A 4540-nucleotide genomic window follows, 5' to 3' on the forward strand; every position below is an offset into this window, starting at 1 on the left:
GCCACCGGCAACGCCGACGCAACGTTCGTGCTGGAGTGACCGCCGCCCCCCGGGCCCGCCGCACCCCGACCGCCCCGCGGGGCCGGCCCCGCGGGTCCGGCCGGCGGGGCGGGCGGAGCGGGCCCCCCCCGGGGCGCCCCGGCGGCCGGGTCCACGGTGGACGATCCGGCGGGCGGGGCGTCCGGGTGGTGAATCCGCTACGCCAGGGTGATCAGGTAGGGACGGAGCGCTACCCGGTCTTCGCCTATAGTGGCGTCCATGCCTAGCCGAGCTGTGATGTCGGTCGATGAGGCGCGGGCCTGGCTCGCCGAGGTCATCTCCGGCGCCGAGCGCCTGCGCCTGGAGTCGGTCGACGACGACCGGGTCGTCTCGGTGACCGGCCCCGACTGCCTCGAACTGCGCCTCGACGGCACGATCTCCGGGCCGGCCATGTTCTGGGCGATGGACCTGACCGGCTTCGTCGCGGTGACCGTGCTGATCGGCCCGACACCGGCGATGGTGCTGGCGCACAGCAGCATCAGCTTCCTCGCACCCGCCGAGCCGGGAGAGCTGCGGGTCACCGCCGAGGTGATCAAGCTGGCCAGCCGGTCGGCGGTGGTGGACGCCCGCGCCAGCGACCGCCGGGGCACGCTGGTGGCCGCGTCCACCCTGCACTTCGCGCTGCCGTCGCGGGCCACCCGGGCGGCCCTGCGCGCCGAGCAGGCCGTCCGGGCCGGTAGCTGACCCACCGGCCGGCCGGTTCATCCGGCGGCGGGGACGCCGGGCCGCTCAGTCCGGGCGGTCCACCACGTGGGTGCGCCGCTGCCACGGGTAGGTCGGCAGCGGAGCCACCACCCGGCCTTTCGGCATCGGCAGCGGATCGTCCGCGCCGAGCACCCGCACGTCCGGGTGGTCCGTGCCGGCGGCCACCGCGGTCAGCGCCTCGGCCGCCTGCGTCGGGCCGGACGCCCGCACCCACACCGCGTGCGCCAGCCGGGTCCGCCCCCCTGCGGCGGTGCCGGCGAACGCCGGGAAGTCCGCCGCCGGCAGACCGGCCAACCGGTCGGCGTAGCGGCGGGCCAACTCGGCGAGCGCCGGCCCGGTGGCCGCCGACACCGGGAACCCGTCCACCGGCGGCGGCACGGCCGGCGGCACCGGCGGGGCGGGCGACAGCACCGCGAAGGCGTTCGTGCCGCTCATCCCGTACGAGCTGGTCGACGCGCAGGCCCCGAACCGGTCATCCCAGTCGACCGGGGCGACCGGGATCTCGATGCCGGTGCCGGTGAGGTCGATGCGTGGGTTGAGGGTGCGGAAGTTGGCCTGCGGGGCGATGGTGCGGCGCTGGAGGCAGAGCACCGCCTTCACCAGCCCGAGCACCCCGGCGGCGGACTCGGTGTGGCCGATGTTGCCCTTCACCGAACCCACGTGCAGCGGCGGGCCGTCGGCGCGGCCCAGCGCCGCCGCGACCGCCGACATCTCGGCCGGGTCACCCAGCGGGGTCCCGGTGCCGTGCGCCTCGTGGTAGCCGATCTCACCGGGGGTGATCCCGGCGGCGGCCAGCACCGCGTCGATCAGCCCCGCCTGGGCCGACACGTTCGGCGTGGTGAACGTCGGCGTCCGGCCGTCGTGGTTGATCCCGGTGCCGCGCAGCACCGCGAGCACCCGGTCACCGTCGCGCTGCGCGTCTGCCAGCCGCTTGAGCAGCAGCATCGCGCAGCCCTCACCCCTGACGAACCCGTTGGCGTCGGCGTCGAACGGACGCGACCGGCCGTCCGGCGACAACGCACCGGTCTGCGCCACCGACCGGGTGGTGCTCGGGGCGAGGATCAGGTTGACCCCGCCGGCGACCGCCGCGTCACAGTCACCCGCCGAAAGTGCCCGCGCCGCCGTGTGCACCGCCACCAGCGACGACGAGCAGGCCGTGTCCAGCGCGAACACCGGCCCCCGCAACCCCAGGGTGTACGCGACCCGCCCGGCGGTGAAGCTGTGCCCGTTGCCGATCGTCCAATACGAGTTCGGGTCCCCGGTCAGCCACTGCCGGTAGTCCCGGCCGGTCACCCCGACGAAGACCCCGGTGCCGCCGGCCACGGTGGCGACCGGGATCGCGGCGTCCTCGAACGCCTCCCACACCACCTCCAGCAGCAGCCGGTGCTGCGGGTCGAGGACCCGGGCCTCCCGGGGCGAGATGCCGAAGAACTTCGCGTCGAAGTCGAACACGGCGTCGAGGTAGCCGCCCCGGGTGACCATGCCGTCCCACTGCGTGCCGAACCCGGCCCGGCGGTCGTCGGGCAGCTCGCCGGTGAGGTCCCGGCCGGCGAGGAGCGCCGACCAGTACGCGTCGGGGCTCGACACCCCGCCGGGCGCGCGGACCGCCATCCCGACGACCGCGATCGGGGTGGGCACTACAGCACCCGGCGCATCCAGCCGTGGGGGTCGTCAGCCCGGCCGGTCTGGATGTCGAGCAGCCGCTCCCGGAACTGCTGGGTGTACTTGCCCGGCGCCCCGTCACCGATGGTGAGGGCGAAGTCGTCGCTCTTGAGCCCGACGATCGGCGTGATCACCGCCGCCGTACCGGCCGCGAACGCCTCGGTCATCGTTCCGTCGGCGAACCCGGTGCGCATCTCGTCCAGGTCGATGGTGCGCTGCACCGGCTCCAGCCCGTGCTCGGCGGCGAGGGTCAACACACTGTCGCGGGTCACCCCGTCGAGGATGGTGCCCAGGCCGGGGGTGAGCAGCTGGTGGTCGCGGGTGACGAAGAAGACGTTCATGGTGCCCGACTCGTCGATGCTGCGCCGCCCCTCGCCGCCCAGGTAGAGCACCTGCTCGCAGCCGTGGCCGAGGGCCTCCCGCTGCGGGGCGAGGCTGGCCGCGTAGTTGCCGCCGCACTTGGCCGCGCCGGTGCCACCGATCGAGGCCCGGCTGTAGGTGGTGCTGACCCAGAGCGTGACGCCGGTGACCCCGTTGGGGAAGTACGACCCGGCCGGGCAGGCCAGCACGCAGTAGGTGACGTGCTGGGCGGGACGCACCCCGAGGAACGCCTCCGAGGCGAACATGAACGGGCGCAGGTAGAGGCTCTGCTCACCGCCGTACGGCGGCACCCACGCCTCGTCGGCGCGGACCAGCGCGGCCACGCTCTCGACGAAGGTCTCCTCGTCCAGCTCCGGCAGGACCATCCGGCGGGCCGACGCGGCGAACCGGCGCGCGTTGAGCTCCGGGCGGAACAGCCAGATGCTGCCGTCGGCGTGCCGGAACGCCTTGAGCCCTTCGAGGATCTCCTGCGCGTAGTGCAGGACCGCCGCGCCGGGGTGCATGGTGAACGGCTCCAGCGCGCCCACCCGGTGGTCGTGCCAGCCGGCGTCGCCCCACCACACGGCGGTGGCCATGTGGTCGGTGAAGTAGCGGCCGAAACCCGGGTCGGCGAGGATCTCCTCCCGGGTCTGCGGCGGGGTGGGGTGGTCGGTGGGGATCAGCGGGAACTGCGCGGTCATCCGGACTCTCCTCGCGACGGGGTATCGGTGAACACGACGACGCAGTTCTGCCCGCCGAAGCCGAAGGCGTTGGTGAGCGCCACCCGCACCGGCGTCTCCCGGGCCTGGTGGGGCACGTAGTCCAGGTCGCAGTCGGGATCGGGCTGGTGCAGGTTGACCGTCGGCGGGACGACGCCCTCGCGGATCGCCAGGGCGCACACCATCGCGCCGAGGGCGCCCGCCGCGCCGATCAGGTGCCCGAGCATCGACTTGGGCGCGCTGACGGCGACCCGGTCGGCCGCTGCCCCGAGGGCCGCCCGGATGGCGACCGTCTCGGTCAGGTCGTTGGCCTTCGTCGAGGTGCCGTGGGCGCAGATGTAGTCGACCGCGTCGGGGCGGACCCCGGACCGGTCGAGCGCCTGCCGGATCGCCTCGGCGGCGAACACCCCGCCGGGACGGGGGGCGCTGACGTGGAAGGCGTCGCTGGTCAGCGCGCCACCGGCGACGGTCGCGTACGGGGTGGCACCCCGGCGACGGGCGTGCGCGGCGGACTCCAGCACCAGGATCACCGCCCCCTCGCCGAAGACGAAGCCGTCCCGGTCGGCGGCGAAGGGCCGGCTCGCGCCGGTCGGGTCGTCGTTGCGCTGGGACATCGCCCCCATGCTCACCAGGCCGGCGAACATGGCCGGGGTGATCGCCGCGTCGGTGCCGCCGCAGATGACCACGTCGGCCTCCCCGGACAGGATCAACCGGCGGGCGTCGAGCAGCGCGTACGCGCCACTGGCGCAGGCCAGCGCGCTGGCGTTGACCGGCCCGTGCGCACCCACCTCGATGGCCACCTCGCACGCCGGCATGTTGGTCAGCGACGACGGCACGAAGTGCGACAGGGGCGCCGTCGGGTCGGGGGCGAGCAGCCCGCGTACGGTGGCCTCGACGGTGTCGAAGCCGGCGACCGCGGCGTTGACCACCACGCCGACCCGGGCGGCGTTGCCGGCGTCGACGGTGAGCCCGGCGTCGGCGACCGCCGCGCGCGAGGCGGCCACCGCGAACAGGCTGAACCGGGCCATACGCCGCCGTTGCTTGCCGGTGTAGTG

4 protein-coding genes are annotated in these 4540 nt (G+C 74.8%); 1 reads left to right on the forward strand and 3 read right to left on the reverse strand.

The window, feature by feature from the left end; translation table 11 throughout:
- Positions 1-258: 258 nt before the first annotated feature.
- A complete protein-coding gene (locus ACOJTC_RS20490) occupies positions 259-723 on the forward strand; it encodes a PaaI family thioesterase (RefSeq protein WP_363656924.1) in 465 nt (154 codons plus the stop codon).
- Positions 724-768: 45 nt separating this feature from the next.
- On the opposite strand, the gene ACOJTC_RS20495 is transcribed toward ACOJTC_RS20490, so the two are convergent.
- From ACOJTC_RS20495 to ACOJTC_RS20505, 3 genes are all read right to left on the reverse strand, one after another.
- Entirely contained in the window at positions 769-2382 is a 1614-nt protein-coding gene (locus tag ACOJTC_RS20495) for a polyketide synthase (protein ID WP_357934261.1), read from the reverse strand.
- Complete coding sequence (locus ACOJTC_RS20500; RefSeq protein WP_420118089.1) at positions 2382-3467, reverse strand: branched-chain amino acid aminotransferase; 1086 nt, start codon at positions 3465-3467, stop codon at positions 2382-2384. Before ACOJTC_RS20500 ends, ACOJTC_RS20495 begins: the two co-directional genes overlap by 1 nt.
- The coding region (locus ACOJTC_RS20505; RefSeq protein WP_420118090.1) for a beta-ketoacyl-[acyl-carrier-protein] synthase family protein at positions 3464-4540 on the reverse strand (1077 nt) is incomplete at its 5' end. The genes ACOJTC_RS20505 and ACOJTC_RS20500, both read right to left, overlap by 4 nt.

The organism is Micromonospora sp. (assembly GCF_048594385.1).
GTDB classification, from domain to species: Bacteria; Actinomycetota; Actinomycetes; order Mycobacteriales; family Micromonosporaceae; genus Micromonospora; species Micromonospora wenchangensis.

Bases quoted from the DNA above. Each gene is read 5' to 3' on its own strand.
- ACOJTC_RS20500 (WP_420118089.1), bottom strand. From the start codon at position 3,467: ATGACCGCGCAGTTCCCGCTGATCCCCACCGACCACCCCACCCCGCCG.
- ACOJTC_RS20490 (WP_363656924.1), top strand. From the start codon at position 259: ATGCCTAGCCGAGCTGTGATGTCGGTCGATGAGGCGCGGGCCTGGCTC.